Annotated in this window: 17 protein-coding genes and 2 tRNA genes; 10 read left to right on the forward strand and 9 right to left on the reverse strand. The window is 66.5% G+C overall.

The window, feature by feature from the left end; genetic code table 11:
- Positions 1–60 precede the first annotated feature (60 nt).
- Positions 61–354, reverse strand: a complete 294-nt coding sequence (locus EAF64_RS08890; protein ID WP_129068636.1) for a HalOD1 output domain-containing protein — start codon at positions 352–354, stop codon at positions 61–63.
- Positions 355–483: 129 nt separating this feature from the next.
- Here EAF64_RS08890 and EAF64_RS08895 point away from each other — a divergent pair, with 129 nt between their 5' ends.
- The 3 genes from EAF64_RS08895 to EAF64_RS08905 all read left to right on the forward strand — a co-directional run bounded on the left by EAF64_RS08895 (position 484) and on the right by EAF64_RS08905 (position 5,646).
- On the forward strand, positions 484–981 hold the full coding sequence (locus tag EAF64_RS08895) for an LUD domain-containing protein (protein WP_129068637.1): 498 nt from the start codon (positions 484–486) through the stop codon (positions 979–981).
- Positions 978–3,167, forward strand: a complete 2,190-nt coding sequence (locus EAF64_RS08900) for an LUD domain-containing protein (RefSeq protein WP_129068638.1) — start codon at positions 978–980, stop codon at positions 3,165–3,167. The genes EAF64_RS08895 and EAF64_RS08900 overlap by 4 nt, the downstream gene beginning before the upstream one ends.
- A gap of 175 nt (positions 3,168–3,342) precedes the next feature.
- Positions 3,343–5,646 (forward strand): Ig-like domain-containing protein, encoded by a 2,304-nt coding sequence (locus EAF64_RS08905; protein ID WP_193767626.1) that lies wholly within the window; start codon positions 3,343–3,345, stop codon positions 5,644–5,646.
- Between the two features lie 13 nt (positions 5,647–5,659).
- Here EAF64_RS08905 and EAF64_RS08910 read toward each other — a convergent pair whose 3' ends face one another.
- Positions 5,660–5,971 (reverse strand): HalOD1 output domain-containing protein, encoded by a 312-nt coding sequence (locus EAF64_RS08910; protein WP_129068640.1) that lies wholly within the window; start codon positions 5,969–5,971, stop codon positions 5,660–5,662.
- Positions 5,972–6,190: 219 nt separating this feature from the next.
- On the opposite strand from EAF64_RS08910, the gene EAF64_RS08915 reads away from it, so the two are divergent.
- Positions 6,191–7,525, forward strand: a complete 1,335-nt coding sequence (locus EAF64_RS08915; protein ID WP_129069136.1) for a metallophosphoesterase — start codon at positions 6,191–6,193, stop codon at positions 7,523–7,525.
- Positions 7,526–7,537: 12 nt separating this feature from the next.
- On the opposite strand, the gene EAF64_RS08920 is transcribed toward EAF64_RS08915, so the two are convergent.
- Positions 7,538–8,056, reverse strand: a complete 519-nt coding sequence (locus EAF64_RS08920) for a metalloprotease family protein (protein WP_193767627.1) — start codon at positions 8,054–8,056, stop codon at positions 7,538–7,540.
- Between the two features lie 135 nt (positions 8,057–8,191).
- On the opposite strand from EAF64_RS08920, the gene EAF64_RS08925 reads away from it, so the two are divergent.
- Positions 8,192–8,488, forward strand: a complete 297-nt coding sequence (locus tag EAF64_RS08925; protein WP_129068642.1) for a PRC-barrel domain-containing protein — start codon at positions 8,192–8,194, stop codon at positions 8,486–8,488.
- A gap of 6 nt (positions 8,489–8,494) precedes the next feature.
- On the opposite strand, the gene EAF64_RS08930 is transcribed toward EAF64_RS08925, so the two are convergent.
- On the reverse strand, positions 8,495–9,949 hold the full coding sequence (locus tag EAF64_RS08930) for a DHH family phosphoesterase (RefSeq protein WP_129068643.1): 1,455 nt from the start codon (positions 9,947–9,949) through the stop codon (positions 8,495–8,497).
- A 135-nt stretch (positions 9,950–10,084) separates the two neighbouring features.
- On the opposite strand from EAF64_RS08930, the gene EAF64_RS08935 reads away from it, so the two are divergent.
- Positions 10,085–10,158: transfer RNA gene (locus EAF64_RS08935), tRNA-Lys, on the forward strand.
- A 509-nt stretch (positions 10,159–10,667) separates the two neighbouring features.
- On the opposite strand, the gene EAF64_RS08940 is transcribed toward EAF64_RS08935, so the two are convergent.
- Together EAF64_RS08940 and guaB are read right to left on the reverse strand one after the other, a co-directional pair.
- The gene (locus EAF64_RS08940) at positions 10,668–11,762 is read right to left on the reverse strand and encodes an ATP-binding protein (protein ID WP_193767628.1); all 1,095 of its coding nucleotides are present in this window, start codon (positions 11,760–11,762) and stop codon (positions 10,668–10,670) included.
- A 414-nt stretch (positions 11,763–12,176) separates the two neighbouring features.
- Entirely contained in the window at positions 12,177–13,658 is a 1,482-nt protein-coding gene (guaB, locus tag EAF64_RS08945; protein WP_129068645.1) for an IMP dehydrogenase, read from the reverse strand.
- Between the two features lie 439 nt (positions 13,659–14,097).
- Between guaB and EAF64_RS08950 the strand changes: the two genes are divergently transcribed.
- The 3 genes from EAF64_RS08950 to EAF64_RS08960 all read left to right on the forward strand — a co-directional run bounded on the left by EAF64_RS08950 (position 14,098) and on the right by EAF64_RS08960 (position 15,460).
- The gene (locus EAF64_RS08950; RefSeq protein ID WP_129068646.1) at positions 14,098–14,961 is read left to right on the forward strand and encodes a DUF5794 domain-containing protein; all 864 of its coding nucleotides are present in this window, start codon (positions 14,098–14,100) and stop codon (positions 14,959–14,961) included.
- 48 nt (positions 14,962–15,009) lie between these two features.
- Positions 15,010–15,237, forward strand: coding sequence for a DUF5795 family protein (locus EAF64_RS08955; protein ID WP_129068647.1), 228 nt, complete (start codon positions 15,010–15,012; stop codon positions 15,235–15,237).
- Between the two features lie 45 nt (positions 15,238–15,282).
- A tRNA-Trp gene (locus tag EAF64_RS08960) sits at positions 15,283–15,460 on the forward strand.
- Between the two features lie 155 nt (positions 15,461–15,615).
- On the opposite strand, the gene EAF64_RS08965 is transcribed toward EAF64_RS08960, so the two are convergent.
- Together EAF64_RS08965 and EAF64_RS08970 are read right to left on the reverse strand one after the other, a co-directional pair.
- Positions 15,616–16,524: a prenyltransferase gene (locus EAF64_RS08965; RefSeq protein ID WP_129068648.1), complete on the reverse strand. Its 909-nt coding sequence runs from the start codon at positions 16,522–16,524 to the stop codon at positions 15,616–15,618.
- A 175-nt stretch (positions 16,525–16,699) separates the two neighbouring features.
- Positions 16,700–17,068 carry a DUF2237 family protein gene (locus EAF64_RS08970; RefSeq protein ID WP_129068649.1) on the reverse strand — a complete coding sequence of 123 codons (369 nt, stop codon included), beginning with the start codon at positions 17,066–17,068 and terminating at the stop codon, positions 16,700–16,702.
- A 115-nt stretch (positions 17,069–17,183) separates the two neighbouring features.
- Here EAF64_RS08970 and EAF64_RS08975 point away from each other — a divergent pair, with 115 nt between their 5' ends.
- Complete coding sequence (locus EAF64_RS08975) at positions 17,184–18,680, forward strand: FAD-binding domain-containing protein (protein ID WP_129068650.1); 1,497 nt, start codon at positions 17,184–17,186, stop codon at positions 18,678–18,680.
- Positions 18,681–18,740: 60 nt separating this feature from the next.
- On the opposite strand, the gene EAF64_RS08980 is transcribed toward EAF64_RS08975, so the two are convergent.
- Positions 18,741–20,993 (reverse strand): NADP-dependent malic enzyme, encoded by a 2,253-nt coding sequence (locus tag EAF64_RS08980; RefSeq protein ID WP_129068651.1) that lies wholly within the window; start codon positions 20,991–20,993, stop codon positions 18,741–18,743.
- Positions 20,994–21,076: the final 83 nt, after the last annotated feature.

A 21,076-nucleotide genomic window follows, 5' to 3' on the forward strand; every position in this document is an offset into this window, starting at 1 on the left:
CGTCGCTGGGCGGATCGAAAGCGGGTTCGATCGCCGCGGATCGCCCCCCGTCTGCCGATGTCAATCGGCCGCGTCGACCGTCACGTCGCCGGTGGCATCGACCGTCACCTCGTGGTCCTCGACCGAGAACGTGATGTCGTCGGTTTCGTCGTCGTCGAACACGGCAGCCAGGTCGTCGAGATCGACGTAGACGTCGAGATCGTCGAAATCGTCGGCGTCGCCGTCGACGGCCTCCGCGACCGCCTCCAGCACGACTCGACTCGCCGGCTGTGGACTGACCCAAGCCTCCTCGTCGTCGGTGTCACCCTCCTCGTCCGACCGGAGGATGTAGACCTCACCGTCGTTTGCACCCATATAGCCCCCTATACCCTATACCCTTATATAAACCCATCAGTAATTTCAGGCTCTGAATACGCTCACGGACGGGTTCGGGCCCACGCGAGGGCGACAGAATTAGGTGCCTGGTACCAGACACCACGTGACATGAGTTCCGAGTCGCTCTCGACGTTCGAGTCGTCCGTCCCGGGTGACGTTCACCGGACAACCACCGCGGACGCCGATGCAGTTCTCGACGATGCCGTCGAGGAGCCAGCCGTCGGCACCGCGTTGCCGTACGACGACGTATCCCTCCCCGGATCCGTCGACACCGATCCGTCGCCCTCGACGCTCGAAGCCGCCGCGACGGGCGTCACACCGGCGGCGCTGGGCATCGCGGAGTACGGCACCGTGACGATTCCGTCGGGTGCGGCCGGCGACGAACTGGTCAGTCTGTACACGCCCCGCCACGTGGCCGTCGTCGCCGCCAGCGACGTCGTCCCGGACATGCCGACGGCCTACGAACGGCTCGGCGAGGACTTCGCGGCCGGGATGGACACGCAGGTCCTGGCGACGGGGCCGAGCGCGACCGCCGACATGGGGACGCTCGTCCAGGGCGTTCACGGCCCCTCCGAGACACACGTCGTCGTGCTGGAGGACCGATGAGTTCCCGTCGTGACACCGCCGAACGTCTCCGGCGCCTCATGGCGACGGAGGGCGACGCCGTCGGACAGAACACCCGCACCGTCAACCAACTCTCGGACTACGCCATCCAGCGGTTCGAGGACTACGAGGACCTCCGGGACGCGGCCCGGGAGATCAAGGAGTCGGCAATCGCGAATCTCCCCGACCTGATCGACGAAGTCACCGAGGCCGTCGAGGCGAACGGTGGCCAGGTCCACGTCGCACAGACCGCGGCGGACGCCAACCGGATCGTCGAGAACATCATGGCCGACCGCGACGCCGAGAAACTGGTCAAGAGCAAGTCGATGACGACCGAGGAGATCGACGTGAACGATCACCTCGAGGCGGCGGGCTACGAGGTGGTGGAGACGGACCTCGGGGAGTACGTGATCCAGATCGCAGACGAAGCGCCGTCGCACCTGATCGGGCCGGCGATGCACCGCTCGCCCGAGGACATCGCCGACCTGTTCAACCGCGAGTTCGATCTGGAGGAGGACCTGTCGGGCGACCCCAACGAGTTGACGGAGTTCGCCCGCGAGCGCGTGGGCGAGCACATCCGCGAGGCCGACGTGGGCATGACGGGCGCGAACTTCGTCGTCGCCGAGTCGGGGACGCTGATGCTCGTCACCAACGAGGGCAACGCCCGGAAGACCGCGGTGACGCCGGACACACACGTCGCCGTCGCGGGGATCGAGAAACTCGTCCCCAGCCTGGCGGACCTCCAGCCGTTCACGGAACTCATCGCCCGCACGGGGACGGGACAGGACATCACCTCGTACGTCTCGCTGTTGACGCCGCCCGTCGATTCCCCGGTCCCGGACTTCGAGGCCGACGAGATGCGACCCGCCGACGACCGGGACTTCCACCTCGTCTTGCTCGACAACGGTCGGATGGGGATGCGCGAGGACGACGACCTCCGGGAGACACTGTACTGCATCCGGTGTGGGGCCTGCTCGAACGCCTGCTCTAACTTCCAGGCCGTCGGCGGCCACGGATTCGGCGGCGAGACCTACACCGGCGGCATCGGCACCGGTTGGGAGGCCGGCGTTCACGACCTCGACAGCGCCGGCGAGATGAACGACCTCTGTACCGGATGCTCGCGGTGTGAACCGAAGTGTCCGGTCGAGATCGACATCCCGTGGGTCAACACGGTCGTTCGCGACCGGATCAACCATCAGGGCGAGGACGACGACCTCGATTTCCTCGTCGAGGGACTGACACCGGACGACGAGCCCGCGGGACTCGACCTCCAGAAACGGCTGTTCGGCAACGTCGAGACGCTGGCGAAGGTCGGTTCGCTCGTGCCCGGTCTGAGCAACGCCGTGGCGGGGAGTCGTCCCGGGAAGTGGCTGCTGGAGCGGGCGTTCGGCGTCGATCGGCGCCGCGACCTCCCGGAGTTTGCAGACGAAACGCTGCGGGAGTGGTACGGGGCACGCGGTGCGCAGGTGTCCGATCCCGACCGCGACGTGGTGCTGTACCCCGACGTGTACACCGACTACTTCGACCCCGACCGGGGCAAAGCGGCCGTGCGGGCCCTCGAAGCCCTGGGTGTTCGGGTCCATATTCCGGCAGTACCCGAGAGCGGTCGCGCTCCGTTCTCGCAGGGGATGATCGAGACGGCCCGCGAGCAGGCCGAGGCGGTCCACGGCGCACTGGTGACGCACATCGACGACGGCCGGGACGTGGTGGTGATCGAACCCAGCGACCTGGCGATGTTCCGGCGCGACTACGACCACCTCCTGCCCGAGCGGTCGGCCGAGCGACTGGCCGAGAACACGTACGACGTGATGGAGTTCGTCTACGGCCTCCTCGACAACGGCGCGGACGGTGACGACCTCGAGACGCCCGGTGACGATGCCGGCGTGGCCTACCACAGCCACTGCCAGCAGCGGACGATGGGCGTCGACGAGTACACCGAGTCTGTCCTGTCGGACCTGGGCTACAGCGTCCGGACCTCCGACGTGGAGTGTTGCGGGATGGCCGGGAGTTTCGGCTACAAGTCCGAGTACTACGAGGTCAGCATGGACGTGGGCGAACATCTGCACGACGACCTCGGCGACGTCGATGAGCGGGCGCTCGTCGCCAGTGGGACCTCCTGCCAGGAGCAACTGGACGTGCTCTACGAGCGCGAGGTGCCCCATCCCGTCGAGTTGATCGCGCCACGCTGACCAGGACGCTTTGCTTCTCCAGTGCGACTGATTTTGGTGGTTCTGGACCGCTCAACCGACGAGTCGACGGTTGAAACGTGCGATGTTACTTTATCGAGTTACCGTCAATCTAACTCATGAACTACCGGACCGGGACGACTGTGAACGAGCGGTCGCGACGACTGAGAGGACGGCCGTGACCGAAAGCGCCGGGAAACTGCGAGCCCTGGCACTGGCGCTGTTGACCTTCGGTTCGGTGGTCGCGGGCGTGGCGGCCTTTTCCGGTGTCGGGGCAGCGGCGAACACGGCCCAACTCGATTTCTCGGGCATCTACAACGCCGACGTGGTTCGTGGGACGGCGGACGCGACGGACGGGGACTTCGACAACGGTGGGTTCACACTGGTGTCGTCGTCGGAGGCACAGGCCAACGGGAACCCAGCAGACGACGGGGTTCCGGACGACGGTGTGTTCCCGGCAGTCACGGGCGTTCACCCCCGGTTCGACCTGGTGGACTTCGATTCGGTCGACAGCAACGCCTGGCAGACGACCGGCACCGGGAGTCAGACGGCGTCAGTTACGGACGGACAGTACGAGACTGTGCACGTCGTCGCGTCCGCCGGCGGTGCGGGCACAGGGAGTCCGGCCAGGTTCGAGGTGACGCTCCACTACAGCGACACGACGACCGTGACGTCGCCGGAGTACACCGTCCCCGACTGGTTCGGCTCGCCACCGAGCGACCCGGGATACGCTGTCCGTGACGGCATGGACCGATACGAGACCGGCGGCGGGGGATACGAAGACGCCAACGAACCTGGAATCTGGGGGTACGCCGTGTCGGCCGACGCCAGCAAGACCCTGACCCAGGTCACCATCGACGTGACCGAGAACCAGGCTGGGTCGTTCAACTTCTTCGGCGGCGCGGCGACGACACAGACCAGCAACGTCGTCAACGGCGCACCGACTGCGAACGACGATTCCGACAGCACAGACGAGGACACGAGCGCCACCGTCGACGTGGTCGCCAACGACAACGACCCAGAAGGCGACGCCCTCGACGTCAGTGCCATCACGAACGGCCCGAGCCACGGATCGGCACAGATCACCGGTGGGAGCGACGATCAGATCCAGTTCGATCCCGGAGCTGACCGGACCGCCGACGTGAGCATCACCTACGAGGTCGACGACGGGAACGGTGGCACCGACACCGGGACGCTGAGTATCACGGTCAATCCGGTCAACGACACGCCAACGGCCGCCGACGATTCGGACAGTACCAACGAGGACACGAGCGCCACCGTCGACGTGGTCGCCAACGACAACGACGTCGACGGCGATGCGCTGGACGTCACGGCGATCACGAACGGGCCGAGCCACGGGACGGCACAGATCACTGGCGCGAGTAACGACCGGATCCAGTTCGACCCCGGGACCGACGAGACCGGTGACGTCACCATCACCTACGAGGTCGGCGACGGGAACGGTGGCACCGACACGGCGAAACTGAGCGTGACGGTGGGCGCAGTCAACGACGCGCCGACCGCGAGCGACGACACCGGGACGACCGACGAGGACACGCCCCTCGAAGTCGCGGACGGAGACAGTCTCGACCTGCTGAACCTGGCCAGCGACGTGGACGGTGACACACTCACCCTGACGCAGGTCGATGCTTCGACTTTCAGTTCGGGCGATCGAATTACGCTCGGAAGCGGGGCGTCCCTCACCGTCACAGACGACGGGAGTTGGACCTACGATCCCAACGGCCAGTTCGAGGCCCTCGGCGATGGGGGGACCGACACGGACAGCTTCAGTTACACCGTCGGGGACGGGAACGGCGGCACGGCTCAGGGTCGCATCACCCTGACGATAACCGGTGTCAGGGACGGTGGCGGGCCGGTCGACGACGACAGGACCCCACCGACGGCCGACGCTGGGCCGGATCGGTCGGCCACCGTCGGCGATTCGGTCACGTTCGACGGGACGAACTCCTCCGACGACGAGGAACTCGAGACCCTCCAGTGGGACCTCGACGACGACGGCCGGTACGAGAAGACGAGCGCACGAGCCACACGGTCGTTCGACAGTCCCGGTGAGTACGCGGTGACGCTCCGGGTCTGGGACGAGAGCAGTAACTCGGACATCGACGTGGCGCTCGTGACCGTCTCGGCCGCCACCCCGGAACGAAACGGGACGGTGCGGTTCAATGCGACCACGACGCCGACCGCGACGACGCCGGAGTCGGGACCGACGACTACGGTACCGGACAGGGACGGATCGGACACGTCGGAGGCGGATACCGTGCGGACCGAGAGCCCGACGACCGCGAGGGCCACTCAGCAGTCGACGGACGCTCGGACAACGGCGGGAACCGAAAGCCCCGACGCCCCGGCTGCACCGGCGAACACGTCTACCAGGGTCGGCCCCGGGTTCGGGTTCCTGGCCACGCTCGTCGCCCTGCTCGTCGCAGCACACGTGATGGGGCGCCGGCGCGGCGCGCCGTGACCGCAGGACAGCTTCACTCCCGTGTCTCTTTGACCGGGATCAGTTTCACGTCGCCGCTCCGATTGATCGTGATCCGGTAGCCCGAGTACGAGAACGAGATCTCGACCTGTGCGTCCAGCGATGGCGGCGTCTCGAACAGTCGCTCGACGAGGTGATCGACCTCGTCGTAGAGGAGCGGCAGTTCCTCGACCGGCGCCCCTTCGACGGACGAAATGAGTTCGATGAACTCGAATTCGGCGGTCTCGGGATCGGGCGACATCCGGGTGAAAATGATGCCGGTCTCCTCGTCCGGGATCAGGTCGTCTCTACCGTGCCGGTCGCTCATACCCAAGGCCGAGGAAGCCGCGCCTAAACAGTGTACTTTCGTGTCGCGTGCCATCAGGAGTTGCGTTAACACGAATGGATCCCGAAATTACCGTGACTGGCGGCGGGGTTGATCCGGGCGGCGGCCGGATTGCGCCAGCGGCGAGGGACCGACGAGACCGGCCGGGTGAGACCCCCGAAAGAACAAGGCCTATGATCACTGGGAGGTCAAACGGTGACAGTGCCGACAGACGCCGACGATCGGGTGTGCTACGTGATAAGCGACCTCCACGTCGGTGGGGAAGAGCAACTGGGGGAGGTAGAGGCGTTGCCGGAACTGCTCGACTTTCTGGAACGGCTGGAACGGACCGACGAGAACGCGGAGCTGATCGTCAACGGCGACGCGTTCGGGCTCTGGGAGATCACCAGCGTCGAGGGGACGGACAAGTTCGACTACCTCACCGACACGTACCCCCGACTGTTCGAGCAGCTGCGCGCGACCGGCGAGAACGTCACGATCACGCTGTTGCCGGGCAATCACGACCACGAACTCGCAGCTTACGACGAGTACGTCGAGCGGTTCGCGGCCTACAACGTGAATCTGGTGCTGGACGACTCGATCACACGACGCGTCGGTGACCGCGTCGTGTACTTCGAGCACGGCCATCAGCGGGACCCGAACAACCGGATCGAGGACTGGGGGAATCCCAACGCCTCGCCGCTGGGGTACTACTACAACACCCTCGTCACCAGCCGCGCGGGCCAGCTCTCGGACCGCGGGCGGTACAACTGGCTGAAAGACGTCCAGGCCGTCACGCCGACCGAACGGATGCCGGTGTGGTTGCTCTCGAAGTACTTCTACCGCGAGATGAACCCGCTCCTGCGGTACGCGCTGGTTCCTTTCCTGTTGTTGTTCAACGTCAGTGCCGTCCTGGCAGTTCTCGCCGGACTCTCGGTCGCCGACGTCTGGTCGGCACCCGTCGAGTGGGGGACGGCGTTCCTCGGCCAGTTCGGAGCCGCCGGCACGGCCATCTGGTTCCTGCTCGCGGTCAACGTGGCAATCGCCGGACTCCTCTTGCTCGTGGGTATCCCACTCTACCTCCTCCGCCGGGACGTCCGGAAGACCATCGAGCGGTTCGGTGTCTTCGAGACGGCGCTCACGGTCGACGCGGAGAAACCGTACGAGAAGGCCGCACGCGAACGCTTCGCGACCGACGACGAGACGGCCATCTACTGCTACGGCCACACCCACCGACCGGCCGTCTCGCAGCTGGACGGCGGACTGCTCGTCAACAGCGGGACGTGGCTCAAGCGGCTCCACCGCCGGGACGGTGTCATCGGCGTCCTTCCGCCGGTGTTCTATCCGTCGTACCAGCTCTGTGCCGTCCGGATCGCCGCGGAAGCCGACAGCGTGGCCGTCGAGTTCGAGGAGATCCGGAAACCGAGTCCGAGTACGGAGGAACTCACGCTCACCGAACGACTGCTCACGCTGGGTCGGAAGCCGGACCTCGAGCTCCCGGATCGGGTCGTCGTCGCGGACGAACAGCCCGCGACGCCGCCGGAACCCGCGGAATGAGCCGCAAGCGAATTACGGTTGGGTCAGTCCGAACAGGACCAGGAGCAGAGCGAACCCACCGACGCCCGCAGATCCCGGGATCACGGTGAACGCCCGGATCGGCGCGGCGAGCAGATAGCCGCCCGGCCGGAGAATCCGGGGGAGCTCGCCGGCCGTCTCGAACAGCGTCTCGGTGTCACCGACGCTCGGGAATGCGGTCAGCGCGAAGCAGACGCCGAGCCAGTACAGCGGAACCGACAGGAGCAGCGTCCCGACGGCTGGAGCCAGCGCGAACACGCAGAACGCGAGCGTCGTGTTGCACAGGAGCGGCGCGACGGCGATCAGCAGGTCGGCAGGGAACGACGTCACGCGCTCGTGGTCGAGATACGCGTCGGCGGCGAAGGGATTCAGTACCGATCCACCCCGTATTTCGACGCCGGCCAGCCGGCAGGCCAGCAGGTGGGCGGCCTCGTGGCTGACGATGCCAGGGGCGATCACTACCGTCTCGACGGCGTAGTACAGGGCCGCGAGGGAGGGCGAACGGTCGGACACGCAGTGTGAACACTGAGGACGGAGACGTCGTATGTCCATCGGTCACGGCGCGAACGTCGGGTTCTGACATCGCCCCGGCTGACGTACGTCAGACGCCTGCCAAAAGTTAAGAGGGAGGCTGTGTTGGAGGTTCGTATGGACGGACCAACGCAGGAAATTACCGCGCTGGTGGGGCGAGAAGTGTATTCGAGCAACGGTGTCTTCGTCGGCGAAGTCGAAGACGTGCGACTCGATCTGGACGACGTGCAGGTGACCGGCCTGGCTCTGCACGAGATCAATCACGACCTGTTCGGCGAGCGCGTCCGCGGCAATCGCGGCATCATCCTGCCCTACGACTGGGTGCAGGCCGTCGGCGACGTCGTGCTCGTCAGCGACATCATCGAGCGGCTCCGAACCCCCGAGGAAGAGCAGGAAGAAGAAATCACGGCCTGACTCTCTCTAGCTACCGTTACTACTGCCTTCACTGCCGTCGACACCCATCGCCTGGAAGAGCTTCTGTTTGACGGCCTGTTCGGTCAGTTCCAGCAGCGTGTCCCGGTTGTCCTCGTTGGTCTCGATGCCGGTGAAGATGCCAAGCGGAATCTCCGCGCTGGCGTCGGTCGAGTGGCCCGCGGTCTCGCCGATCTCGGCGAAGGCGTCCTCCAGCACCGCGCCGATGTCCATCCGGATGTCCTTCGAGCGTGCGGCCAGGTAGATCGTGTCGTCGGCCAGCGCGAACACGGCGGTCGTGGTGATCCCTTCGAGGTTCAGGAGGTGCTGGGCGGCCTGCGAGAGGGCGTCACGGTCGCGGATGAACCCGGCGTTGGAGATGAGATGGGACCCCTTGACCTCGCGGTTGCGGATGGCCTCGGCGAGCACGTCCAGCGTCTCGGGCGACATCGACGGTGATTCGACCTGTTCGAGCGTGTCGTGGTCGGCGAAGGGGTAGAGGTAGGCAGCCGCGGTCAGATCCGCGGGCGTGGTGTCGCGTTTGAAGTCGAGGGTTTCGGCGCGGATGCCGTAGAGCAGCGCGGTCGCGACGTGTTGATCGAGGCTGAGATCGAGTTCCTGGATGTACTTGGTGAGGATGGTGGAGGTGGCGGAGACGTTGGGGCGGACGTCGACGAACGCGGCGTCGTGATCGTGTTCGGGCTCGAAGTGGTCGATCACCACGTCGACCTCGTGTTCGACCTCGGGCTCGCCGCCCTTGGCGTGGTCGACCATCGCGAAGGTGTCGTATTCGTCGAGGTCCACGTCGCTGCTCTGCCGGAGTTCGATCCCGAGGAGGTTGACGAACGCGCGATTTTCCTGGTGACCGATCTCGCCCTGGTAGATGATGTCGGCGTCGACGTCGAGGCTGTCGGCGATCAACTGGAGGGCGGCGGCGCTGGCGATGGAGTCGGGGTCGGGGCTGCGGTGGATGAGGATGGCCATGCGCTCGTCGGTGTCGGCGATGACGTCGGCGAGCTGGGTGGCCTTGTACTCCAGTTCGCCGGTTTCCAGCGCTCGGAGTGCCGAGTCGGCGATGACGGCCGAGGGGTTGATGACCACGTCCGCGCCGGCTTCGGTGAGTTCGTCGGCGGAGACGGGGTCTGAGGCACGCGCCACGATGAACTGTTCGCCGCCGCGGTCGCGGACGTTCTGGACGGCGGCCATGTTGGCTTCGACGTCCGAGGAGAGGATCAGGAGGACGTCCCGGTCCTCGATGGCCTCGGCGGTCGTCGATTCACGGATGTCGGCGGTGCGAGCGTCGAGGTCCTGGTCGCGGAGCGCCTCGACGCGGCCCTCGTCCTTGTCGAGGATGAGGACGTCTTTGCCCTCCGTTTCGAGTTCCTCGGCGACCGCGTGCCCCACGCTCCCGCACCCGAGAATCGCATACGTAGACATCGAGGCCATCGTAATGGCGCTGCTCATGCTACAGGCGCTCGGTCCGGGAGCTACTTATAACACACCTTCCCGTCACGTCTTCGAACTGGGATGACCGGAAACCGCCCGACGATGGAAAGGAAACGTATTTCAATACCACCCCGTTACGTTCAGTCGTCGCGAGGGCCGATAGCTCAGTCCGGCAGAGCGACGGCCTCTTAAGCCGTCGGTCAAGGGTTCAAATCCCTTTCGGCCCGTTCCTCGGGGCGCTCGCAATTCGTGAGCGCCGGGTGTGCGACCGAAGGGATTAGAATCAGGGAGATCGCCCGCAACGCAGTGAGCCCGTCCGACCGTGGTTCAAATCCCTTTCGGCCCGCTTCTCTGACGAATTGTACCGCGAGCTCCGCGTAGTGTGTGCTCGCGTCCGTGAGTCAGAGAGCGGCCGGGGGTTTGAACCCTGCAAGACGCAGCGCGAGTGAAACGAGCGACCGTCTTGCTCCGGTTCAAATCCCTTTCGGCCCGTTCCTCGGGGCGCTCGCAATTCGTGAGCGGCGGGTGTCGTCGCCGGATGGATTTGAAGTAGGCCACGAGGGAGCGACGCGACCGAAGTGGACGTAGTTCAAATCCCTTTCGGCCCGTTCCTCGGGGCGCTCGCAGTTCGTGAGCGCCGGGTGTGCGTTCGAAGAGATTTGAATCGGGTCGGGTGGGTCAGACGGGCAGTCGAGGCGGTCCATCGGCCGGTGGCCGTACAGGATCGAGACCGACCTCACTCGTCGCTGGCGGGGAGCGTGACGACGAAGGCGGCGCCGCCGAGGTCGCTGTCTTCGACGCGGATGTCGCCGTCGGTGCGGTCGAGGATGGTGGCGACGATGTGGAGGCCGAGGCCGCCGTCGCCGCCGTCGGACGTGACGCCGCGCTCGAAGATACGGTCGCGCTGGTCGGGCGGGACGCCGGGGCCGTCGTCGGCGATGCTGATCACCACGCGGTCGGCGTCACGATGACCGGTGACACGGACCTCGGGGGCGTCCGAGGAGTGCTGTACTGCGTTGTTCAACAGATTCGTGAAGACGGGCTTGAGCGCGAGCGTGGCGCGGGCGTCCAGCGACGCCGGGAGGTCTGTCTCGACGGACGCGTCGGGGAAGGACTCGCCGGTGGTCTCGACGACGTCGTCGATCATCGAGACGACGTCGATCGGCTGGACGTCGGCCTCGCCGAGCAGGACGTTCGAGACGGCACGGACCTCCTCGACGAGTTCCCTGAGTGTGTCGACCTGTTTGGTGAGCGCCCGGCCGGACTCTCTGAGCAGGTCGTCGTCGGCGGACTCGACGAGTTCGGCGTGTCCCTGCATGATCTGGAGGCCGTTGCGCACGTCGTGTCGGAGCAGACTGTTGGTGAACGCCATGGCGTCACGTGCTTCGCTGGCCCGCGCCGCTTCTTCCCGAAGGTTCTCGCGCAGAAAGCCGATGCGGCCGCCGAACAGCCCGCCGAGTGCGGTGACGACGACCAGCGCGAAGACGGGCTCCGGGACGGCACGACCCTCCAGTTCGCGAACCACCACGGTGAGACAGACGACCAGTGCCGCTCCGCCGGCCCCCCCGAGACACCAGACGGCGACGGTCGGTTTGCGCGCCGGCGCCAGCGACGAGTTCGAGAGCCTGTAGCCGCCGTAACAGACGCCCAGGGAGAGCGTCACGTTGATGCCGACCGCGAGGATGGGACCGAGACCGGCCCCGAGGGAACTGAGTTCGCGGGCGAAGTTCGCCAGCGAAACCGCCAGCAACCCGACTGCCAGGGCGTAGATGGCGACGGCTGGTGACAACTCGCCGACGAGTTTGTCGACCGAAGCCGTGCCGTCGCCCACTGTGGGCTCGACGTGGGCCCGGAATGAAATATGTGTTCTGACACGTGGCGAGCGGAGGGTCTCCACTCCAGCGGTGAGTGTAAACGAGGACGCGAGCCACCGATCCACCTGCTATGGCTCGTCTGAACGTTCCACCGCTTCCGGTCCCGCCTCGACGGTCGCCCGGTGGGCTCTTTCGAGGCTCAGTGTCCGAAGCCTTCTTTTGCTGGCCTCGCACAGTAGGTCGTGATGTCGGAGTTCGAGACGTACACCTGTGACAGCTGTACAGAGGAGTTCAGTGCACACCCGAGCTCGAACGCCGCAGCGAACACGTACTGCAGCCCGGCCTGTGAAACTGACGGCAAAGGCCTCAGATAGCCGCCGGTGACTGCGTAGCCGGAACGGCCGTTCGATCGACGGTAGTGTTTTCGTGAGTTACTCGCCGGGACTGTAGTTCGGTGCTTCGTCCGTGATGACCACGTCGTGGGGGTGGCTCTCCTGCTGACCGGCAGAGGAGACGCGGACGAACTCGGCACGCTCTTTGAATTCGGGAATCGTCTCGGCCCCGACGTAGCCCATGCCGCTCTGCATCCCGCCGACGAGCTGGTGGAGTTCGTCTTCGAGGGGGCCCTGGTACGGGGTGGCAGCCTCGACGCCTTCGGGGACGAACTCCTCGTCCTCGTCGTCTTCCTTGAGGTAGCGTTCGCCGCCGCCGGACTTCATCGCGCCGACGCTCCCCATGCCGCGGTACTGCTTGTACTTCTTGCCGTTCATCGTGATGACGCGACCCGGTGCCTCGGCGGTGCCGGCGAAGTAGGAGCCGAGCATCACGGCGTCGGCACCGGCCGCGATGGCCTTGATCGCGTCGCCGGAGTAGCGGATGCCGCCGTCCGCGATGACGGGCACGTCGTGCTGGCTGGCCACGTCGGCGACCTGTGCGACGGCGGTGATCTGTGGCATCCCGGCGCCGGTGACGACGCGGGTGGTACAGATCGAACCGGGGCCGATCCCGACCTTGACGCCGTCGGCGAAGTCGACGACGGCCTGGGCGGCCTCGCGGGTGCCGATGTTGCCGACGACGACGTCCGCGTCGACGAGGTCTTTGATCTCGCGGGCGCTCTCGACGACGTTACGGTTGTGGGCGTGCGCGCAGTCGATGAAGAGGACGTCGGCACCGGCGTCGCCGGCGGCGGTCGCGCGGTCGATGTCGTGGGGACCGACCGCGACGCCGGAACGGAGCTTGCCGTTTTCGTCGCGGGCGGCGTCGTCGTATTCGCGGCGCTGGAGGATGCCCTGCATCGTCACGAGACCGACGAGACGGTTCTCATTGTCGACGATGGGGACGCGCTCGATCTTGTGGTCGTACATCAGTTCGAGCGCTTCGCGGGCGGTCACGTCCTCGGGGGCCGTGATGACCTCGTCGGTCATGGCCTCCTTGACCTCGTCGCGGTCGCCGACCTCCAGGTACGGGCGGATGTCGGTACCGGAGATGATCCCCAGCACTTGGTCGTCCTCGTCGACGACGGGTGCACCCGAGACGCCTGCCTTCTCCATCATCTCGTCGACGTCCCGGACCGTCTGGTCGGGGCTGGCCGTGACCACGTCGCGAATGATGAGTTCGTCGGCGCGCTTGATGCGCTCGATCTCGGCCACCATCTCGTCGATGGTCATGTTCTGGTGGAGGACCCCCAGTCCGCCCTGCCGTGCCATCGCGATGGCCATGTCACTCTCTGTGACGGTGTCCATCGCGGCCGAGAGAACCGGCACGGTGAGTTCGACGTTTTTCGACACGCGTGTCGTCGTGTCCGCTTCGTCCGGTTCGACGCGGCTCTCCTTGGGTCGCAAGAGCACGTCGTCGAACGTCAGCGCCTCTGGAACCCGGAGTTTTTCCGAGAAGAACTCGTTGTCGTTCGCCATGTAAACCGTGGAACCGGGCCGGGGAAAAACGTTGCGAGACGGCCCGTCCTCGTGGTAGATTCTCACTGGTCCTGGCCGGTGCCCGACCAGCTACACTAGCGAATAGAAGTGGCCGTTCGTCCCGTTCGTGGACGAGCGGCGAAACGAGCGGCCAGTTACCAGCGACGAGACTGGACGATTCCCGCGGTGTGGGGTCGTATACCACACAACGCTTATGGCTCCGTCAATACTTGTTTCGAGTATGGACTCCGCCAGCCAATCGAACGTGCGTGTCGCGAGCGAGCCGTCGCCAGCGGGTGGCGACAACACATTCTGCGACGGTCGCACATTCAATACGGCGGAGAAACCGGCCACAGCGGGCGACGGCGAACCGCGCCGACGCGCCCCGGTATATCGTTCACATCACCCGATGGCCACGGGAGAGGGCCGTTCGCACTGAATGAGCCAGTCTCAGCATCCGGTCGCGCTCCGTATCGAGCAGCGCGTCGGCGGTGCCACGCGCCTGCTCGCGACCGTCATGTGTCTCCCGCTCCTGGACGGAATCTTCCCGGCGCTCGTCCTCGCCGGCGCGCTGTCCGAGCCCGCGGGGATTCTGGAGGTCGGACTGCTGATCTTCGGCGGGAGCGCGACCGTCGCGGTCATCCTGGCCGACATGGACGGCAGTCCGCGGGAACAGGCCAAGTCCGTCCTGCTCGTGGGGAGCGTCGTCGTCGTGGGTGCCGTCGTCGAGGCGGCGCTGGCTCCGACCATCGCCGGGTTCCTCGACCTCGCGGTGTTCGAGCGGTTCGCCGGCCTCGTCATCCTCGCGGTGGCCGCCCAGACCGCCAGCGCCCGGATCGGTGACTACCTCCCCCGGCCGGCGATCATCATCGCGCTCGGGTTGGTCGCCAGCTTCGACCCCTCCGGCGCACAGCTGGTCGTCCAGTTCGACCCCGGACTCATGGCGCGGGCCGCGGCCGCAGCCCTCGTCGCCGTCGCCTTCGCACTCCACCTGGCCCTGTTCGGCCCGTGGCTCCGCGACATCGTCGACATCGACCGCTTCCGGTTCGGGAGCGCCGTCGCCCTCGGGGTCCTCCCGCTGGGGCTGTTCGGCCTCGTGCCCGGCGACGCACCGCTGGCCCTAGCCGTGCTGGGAATGACCTTCCTGTTCGCGTTCGACCCGGAGGACTCGGTCGCGGACTTCCGCTCCGGTGGTGACTCCGAGGACGGTCCCGGCGACTCCCGGAGCGACGACGAGTACGACTCCGTCGGTCCCGCGAGTGCCGACACGGTGGCCGAAGAAGACCACGCCCCGTGGCTGTAACTTCGCGTCGAAGGGAAGGCTTAGGAACGTGAGTCCGCGATTGTGGGTATGGCCGACAACCGCGTCGTTCAGGGCCGGATGGTCACGCCCGGCAAACTGGCCGAACTCATCGAAGACGACAGTGTGATGGACGCAGAAGCAATCGAAGACGCCGACCGGGACTGCCCCGACTGTGGCGGCAACGTCCTCGAAGTGGGCTACATGCCCTCCGTCACCGAGTTCGTCACCGGACAGAAGTGCCAGGACTGTGACTGGTCCGACACGGATCGGGACTGACCGAATCGAAATCCCTTTACGGAGACTGATCCAAGCGGGTGGTGAGGGGTCGTGGCCAAGCCCGGCATGGCGACTGACTCCAGAGGCACCGCGCCCGGTGACGAAACTCCAGACTGATATACTGAGCGGACGGCTGATCACCGCCCGCGCTGATGACCCTCTGGAGTTCCGAGGCGCGACCGGAGATATCAGTCGATCGGGGGTTCAAATCCCTCCGACCCCACTCTTGCTGTCGCGAACAATACGGCGAGCGACAGCAGTGTGACGGGAGGTGGATTTGAACCAGGCAGCAGTTCGCTGCGATCGTGGTTCAAATCCCGTCGACGCCACTCTCTCGAATTCGATAGTTCGACACCGAGAGACGGCGCTCTCGGCGGATCAGACCAGCAGCCCGACGGCCAGCGCGAGGTTCGTCGCGAGGATCCAGAGCACGTTGTCCCGGAGGCGGGCGACGGGAACGTCCGTGTCCGGTCGGGTCAGTGCCCAGCGCGCACAGCGGCCGAACAGGGCGAACGGGACGAGTGCGAGGAGGGCGGGCACCGGGAGGAGGCCTGCAACGACACCGCCGACGACGGTGGCGACGGCGGCCACCCCTGCGAGCACGTACAGTAGGCCGCCGGCTCGGCGGCCGAAACGGTGGAGCAGGTTCCGACGGCCGCCGGCACGGTCGGGCTCCAGGTCTGGGAACTCGTTCAACAGGAGCAGATCGAACGTGAGGAAGAGCGGCGGCACGGCGGCGAGCAGGAGTGCGGGCGTGAACTGGCCGGTCTGCACGAACCCGATGCCGACGACGGGCAGGAATCCGAGGCCGAGGCCGGCGGCGAGTTCGCCGAGGCCGTACTTCGTGAACACCGGCGTGTAGGCCACGACCGTCAGACCGCCGAGAGCGACGATCGGGAGCAGTGCTGGGCCGACCAGGGTCAGGAACCAGATGCCGACGGCAGCGGCGACAGCGAGGCCGGCGTATCCGACGTACCGGGCGTCGCGTGGGGACAGTGCCCCGGACGGGAGGGTCCCGCTACCGCCGCTGAACGGGGTCGACTCGGTCTCCAGGTCGATCCCGCTCTCGTAGTCGCGTGCCTCGTTGAGGGCGTTGACGGCGACGTGGGCGGCGATCAGGCCGACTGTTGCGAGTACGGCACGACCGACGTCCACGACACCGTCGAGGGACGCTGCACCGACCCCGACTGCGGCGAGGGTGAGCGGGAGTGCGAGAAACGGGGCACGTGCGACGCCCAGAACTGGTGCGAGGCGGCCGCTGGTGTCGGTCGTCGTCTCTACGGGCATGCCGAACACTACGGGCTTGACGACTATCAAATACCGGTTGGCTGCAGTGTCGGGGCCAGTGCTCGAGGCGAGGCGACCGAGTAATCACCGTCGCGCGTCGTGGTTCCGAGCCGGTGCCAGCCAGGAGGCCGTTCGGGCTGGGAGGGACCCGGAGCCCACTGTGCACCCGTCGCCGTCAGCCCTCGTACTCGTACTCGTTCAACGTCGTGAACATGACGTCCTCCAGTACGGCCTCGCTCGTCGCTTCGAGGACCACGGGCGGCGCGACACCCTCTTTCTCGGCTTCGAGCCAGCGGCCGACACAGAGACACCACCGATCACCCGGCTCCAGGCCGGGGAAGTTCAACTCGGGCCGTGGCGTGATCAGGTCGTTACCACGGGCCTTGCTGAACTCCAGGAACTCCTCGGTGACGACGGCACAGAGCTCGTGGCGGCCGGCGTCTGCCGGATGTGGCCGGCAGCACCCGTCACGCTCGAATCCGGTCATCGGATCTTCGCTGCAGGTCTCCAACTCCGTCCCGAGGACGTTCTGCTCGTCGGGCATACGCGTGGTTACGGCGGGTCGGTGAAAGGTGTGTTCCACGGACCGGACACTCTGTTCGGGGTCGAAGCTGGGGAGAGGATTATGAGGGAACCGTCCCTAGAGACCGAAAATCGCGATGGGTTCCACACCACGAATCGCGGTCTGTCACCGTGACGACCTCAGGGTTCGGGACGCCGCCGCTCTCGACGCGGCCGTCGCGGACGGGCGTCCGTGCCCGATCTACGTCTTCGATCCGCAGTTCTATCGGAGCGGGATGGCCTGTGACGCCAGACTGCGGTTCGTCCACGAGTCCGTAGCGGGTCTTCGTCGACTCTACCGCGATCACGGGAGCGATCTGGTGCTGTGTCACGGTGATCCAAAGGACGTGCTCGGTGACCTGCCCGTCGACCGGATCTACGTCAACCGAAGCGTCACCGGGCGGTACGGCCGTGAGCGCGACGAGTGGCTGTTCGACCGCCCGGACGTCCGGGTGTTCGCCGACGACGGGATCGACTGGACCGAGCGCTCCCGCGAAGAATACGACTGGAGCGACCAGGCGGAGGCATACTTCGAGCGCGACCCGAGGCGGCCGCCCGGTCCGCTCCCCGACAACCCCCTGGAGAGTACGACCAGCGTGGCCGAAATCGAACGCGAGTACGGCGTCGAGCCCGAGAAGACGGACGTGCCCGACGGCGGTGCGACGGCCGGCTGGGAACGCCTCGCCGCCTTCGCCGACGCGATCACAGACTATCCGGGGAGCATCTCCCCGCCAGCGAAGGCGGAACGGAACAGCAGTCGACTCTCGCCCTATCTCGCCGTAGGCTGTCTCACGCCGAGACAGGTCTACCGGCACGTCAACGAGAACGCGCCCGCCGGGACCGGCCGCGAGTTGTTCACGAGCCGACTGTTCTGGAACCGCCACTACAACCAGAAACTCGCCGACTGGCCGGGGTGGATGGAACGGGCCGTCAACCCGGTCTACACGGGGCTCTTCCGGGACCGGCACGACCCCGAACTGGTCGCCGCGTGGAAGGCGGGGCGGACGGGCTACCCGCTCGTGGACGCCTCGATGCGTGCCCTCCGGGAGACGGGCTGGCTGAACTTCCGGATGCGAGCGATGTGTGCCACCTTCTACACGTACGTTCTCCAGTGTTGGTGGCGTGTCGGCGCGGATCACTTCTACCGGCACCTGATCGACGCGGACGCGGCGATCAACTACACGCAGTGGCAGTCCCAGTCGGCGCTGACCGGCGTCAGCCCAGTTCGGATCTACAACCCGCGCAAACAGGTCCGGGAGAACGATCCGGACGGGGAGTTCGTCCGGGAGTACGTTCAGGAACTCCGCGGGTTCCCGACGGAACACCTCGACCAGCCCGAGAAGGCACCGCTCGCGGTGCAAGACGAGTGTGGCATCCGGATCGGCGAGGACTACCCCCGGCCGGTCGTCGAGCTCGAAGCGCGCCGGGAGCGCGCCCGCGAGGTGTTCGGACGACTCGCGGATCGGGCCGAGGAGGCCCTCGCGGACCCGGAGATCCGGCGGCGGGCGAGTCTGTCACGGCGCGGTAGTGGCGGCCGGGAGAGCGAGCAGGACGAAACGACCGCCGGTGGCCAGTCACGGCTCAGTGAATTTTGATCGGTCGGACCAGTGGCCGTTCTGCTTGGGGATCGCCGAGACCCCCTCGAAAGGAGGTGGTCAGTAGTCGTTCTGCTGGGCGTCGACCACCGCCACCGCCGCCAGGTTCACGATGTCGTTGACCTCGTCACCCCGCTGGAGGACGTGGACCGGCTTGTCCATGCCGACGAGCATCGGCCCGATGGCTTCCGCGCCGCCGAGTCGCTGGAGGAGCTTGTAGCCGATGTTGCCGGCCTCCAGGTTGGGGAACACGAGGACGTTCGCGGGGCCGTCCAGATCCGAGAACTCGTAGTCGTCGGTCAGCAGATCCTCGACGACGGCGGTGTCGGCTTGCATCTCCCCGTCGACGGGGAAGTCGACGGCTGGATCGGCCCGGAGCCGCTGGGCGGCCTCGCGAGGTTTGCGCGTGCCCTCGTTGTCGACGCTGCCGAAGTCCGAGTAGGAGAGCAGGGCGGCGCGGGGGTCCACGTCGAACCGGCGCGCGAGGTTGGCGGTGTGGCGCGTAACTTCTTCGAGCACGTCGGCGTCGGGGTTCTGGTTGACGGTGGCGTCGGCGACGAACACGACGCGGTTCTTGAACGTGAGCATGTAGACGCCCGCGGCGTAGTCGGCGTCGTCGGCGGTGCCGACGACCCGCAGAGGAGCCTTCAGCGCGGAGGGGTAGTTGTGGGTCAGGCCGCTGAGCATCACGTCGGCGTCGCCCATCTCGACCATGACGCTGGCGAGGTAGTTGTCGTTCTCGACCAGTTCGTCGGCTTCCTTCCGGGTGATGCCGTTGCGTTTCCTGAGTTCGTACAGCCGTTCGGCGTAGGGGTCGAGCTGGTCTTCCTCCGGGTCGACGACGACCGGGTTGAGGTCGAGGCCGAGATCGTCGATGGAGCGCCAGATCTCTTCGCGGTCGCCGACCAGGATGGGCTCGGCGATGCCTTCCGCGGAGAGCTGACGTGCCGCGCGGACGATCTTCTCGTCGTCGCCCTCGGCCAGCACCACGCGTTTGGGATCGTTCGTCGCGCGGTTGAGGACGACGCGCATCATCTCACGGGACTTGCCCAGGCGGGCTTCGAGGCGTTCGCGGTATGCCGCGAGGTCGAGGTCGCGTCGGGCCGCGCCGCTGTCGATTGCCGCCCGGGCGACGGCGGTCGCGACCTCGAACAGCACTCTGGAGTCCAGCGGCTTGGGGATGATGTAGTCGGGCCCGAACTGGAGCGGTTCGTCGTCGTAGGCCTTCCGCACGGCGTCGGGCACGTCCGTCCGGGCGAGGCGGGCGATGGCCTCGGCCGCGGCGACTTTCATCTCCTCGTTGATCTCGGTCGCGCGGGCGTCCAGTGCGCCCCGGAAGATGAACGGGAAGCCGAGGACGTTGTTGACCTGGTTGGGGTAGTCCGAGCGCCCGGTGGCGACGATGACGGTGTCGTCGCGGGCGGCCTTGGCCGACGCGTAGTCGATCTCGGGATCGGGGTTGGCCATGGCGAACACGACGGGATCGTCGGCCATCGACTGGACCATCTCCTGGGAGACGATGCCGCCGACCGAGAGGCCGACGAACACGTCGGCACCGGCCATCGCGTCGGCTAGGTCGCCGCTCTCCTCGGGCGGGCTGGCGAACGGTTCGACGAACTCGTCGAGGTCGTCGCGCTCGGTCGTGATGATCCCGTGTTCGTCGGCCATGGTGATCCCCTCGTGCGGAACGCCGAGCGAGACGTAGAAGCGGGCGGTCGCGGTCGCGGCAGCCCCCGCGCCGGCGAAGGTGATCGACAGGTCCTCGATGTCCTTGTCGAGGATGTGAGTGGCGTTCAGCAGGGCCGCGCCGGTGATGATGGCGGTGCCGTGCTGGTCGTCGTGGAACACCGGGATCGACATGCGCTCGCGGAGGCGCTCCTCGATCTCGAAACACTCCGGTGCTTTGATGTCTTCGAGGTTGATGCCGCCGAAGGTCGGCTCCATGCCGGCGACCGCCTCGACGAACTTGTCGGGGTCCGCGAAGTCGTACTCCACGTCGAAGACGTCGATGTCGGCGAAGCGCTTGAAGAGGACGCCCTTGCCTTCCATCACGGGCTTTGAGGCCTGCGCGCCGATATCGCCCAGCCCCAGGACGGCGGAGCCGTTCGAGACGACGCCGACGAGGTTGCCCTTCGCGGTGTAGGTGTAGGCTTCGCCGGCGTCGTCGCTGATCTCGCGGCAAGGGGCGGCGACGCCCGGCGAGTACGCGAGGCTCAGATCGCGCTGCGTGTTGGTCGGCTTGGTCGTCTCCATCTCGATCTTCCCGGGCGGGTCGGTCCGGTGATACTCCAGTGCGTCCTCGTCCAGTCCCATACGTGTGGTCAGTCACCGAGTGGACAAAAATCGTGCCCGGGTCGCGCCGACAGGTGCCACACCGACGAGCGGGTTTCGCCCTC

The sequence above is a fragment of the Halorientalis pallida genome (assembly GCF_004118325.1).
Taxonomy (GTDB): Archaea; Halobacteriota; Halobacteria; order Halobacteriales; family Haloarculaceae; genus Halorientalis; species Halorientalis pallida.